Origin of the sequence: Parvibaculum sp. (genome assembly GCF_035511255.1) — a bacterium.
Classification (GTDB): Bacteria; Pseudomonadota; Alphaproteobacteria; order Parvibaculales; family Parvibaculaceae; genus Parvibaculum.
In genome coordinates, this window is record NZ_DATKFR010000328.1 from 1 (window position 1) to 1,502 (window position 1,502).

Sequence of the window (1,502 nt, forward strand, 5' to 3'; positions counted from 1 at the left end):
GTCGGTCTCCGGACGCGGAGATCGACATGCGCCTGACATCCGTTTCGGCTAGTCTCCGGAATCGGATTTTTCGGGGACAATCATCATGAAGATATCGACCATCCTGGCGGCGGCCTTCGTCTTGACGCTCACGCCGCTTCCAGCCTCCGCGAAGGAGCCGGCAAAGGCCCCGACCAAAAGCTTCGACCTGACGAAGGTGATCCCCTGCCCGCCCCAGAGCAATATCGCCAAGGGCGAGGGACCGGACTGCAAGCAGGACCCGGAAGCCCAGAAGGCCGATTACCAGGGCGTGCTCGATGCGCGCAAATCCGCCAATGACGACGAGATCGCGATGGCGATGGCCGATGCCGCCTATCCGACCGTCGCGCAATTCCTCCGCCCCATCTGGCTGCGCCTCGTCAACACGGCGCCCGACAGTTGCGCGCCCGCCAAGGCGATCCTGAAGGATCTCGATCACGACGCGGCCATCGCCGCGCAGGGCCGCCTCAAGGAAGACGAGGCCGCGCTCAACACCTCGCTGCCCGCGACCATGTCGGTTCTCAACGAAGCGAATTACGCGGAGTACCGCGCCTCGGACGCGGCAAAGGACGTCTATAACCGTACGCGCCCCTTCGTGGTCGAGATTCCCGGCCTACCGAAAATCGAGCCGCTGACAGACAAGGCCTATCAAAAGCATCTGGCCAAATCGAGCCCGAGCTATCCGAGCGGCCACACCACCTTCGCCTTCACCAGCGCCGCCGTTCTTTCAGCGCTGATGCCCGACGAAACCGCGATCATCATGAACCGCGCCGAACGCTATGGCTGGCACCGCATCGTCGTCGGCGTCCATTTCCCGACCGACGTCGCGGCCGGCCGGCAAAGCGGTTTGCTCGTCGCAGACGCCTATCTCAACGATCCCGCGATGAAAGACCGGCTCGCCGCCGCGCGCGCGGAGCTCCGCAAGGCGCTGTGCTACTGAGGACGTTCAACCGCGCCACCGCGCGCGCCAGCTTTTGATCCGAAAGCCGAGCCGCGCGAAAAATCCGACGCGCGGCTGAGGGGGTACGGGCGCCGCCAGCGGCACCGGCAAAACCTCGGCCCGCTGCATCGGCAGCAGCTCGCGCGCGACCGCCGTCAACGTCTCGACGGCAGTTTCGCCTGCGTGGATGAGCGGCGCCAGCAACGGGGTCTCCTCGCCATGCTCCGGCGCGGGAAGCAACAGCGGCCGCTTCGGCCCCGTCGCGCGCTCCGCCGCCGCGACGATCGCATCGGCGAAAGTCTCGACGAGCTGCAGCGGAATGTCGTGGCCCATGCCCTCGATGATGCGCAGTTCCGCGCCGTCGATGCTCGCCGCCGTGTCGCGCGCCGCCTCGACCGGCACCAGCGGATCGGCTGCGCCATGCAGCACCATGGTCGGCACCTCGATGCGGCGGAGCTTCTGCCGCCGGTCGCCATTGGTCATCGCCGCCGCCATTTGCCGGACGACGCCTGACGGGCAATAGCTGCGTTCCGCGTCGCGCGTC

The 1,502-nt window shown here is 66.8% G+C and carries 2 protein-coding genes; one reads left to right on the top strand and one right to left on the bottom strand.

Annotation, left to right across the window (positions count from 1 at the left end):
- Positions 1 to 85 precede the first annotated feature (85 nt).
- Complete coding sequence (locus VMR03_RS12960) at positions 86 to 958, top strand: phosphatase PAP2 family protein (RefSeq protein ID WP_325405863.1); 873 nt, start codon at positions 86 to 88, stop codon at positions 956 to 958.
- A 6-nt stretch (positions 959 to 964) separates the two neighbouring features.
- Here VMR03_RS12960 and VMR03_RS12965 read toward each other — a convergent pair.
- Positions 965 to 1,502, bottom strand: a 538-nt coding sequence (locus VMR03_RS12965; RefSeq protein WP_325405865.1) for an alpha/beta hydrolase, incomplete at its 5' end; no start/stop codon positions are given.

Bases quoted from the DNA above. Each gene is read 5' to 3' on its own strand.
- VMR03_RS12960 (WP_325405863.1), top strand. From the start codon at position 86: ATGAAGATATCGACCATCCTGGCGGCGGCCTTCGTCTTGACGCTCACG.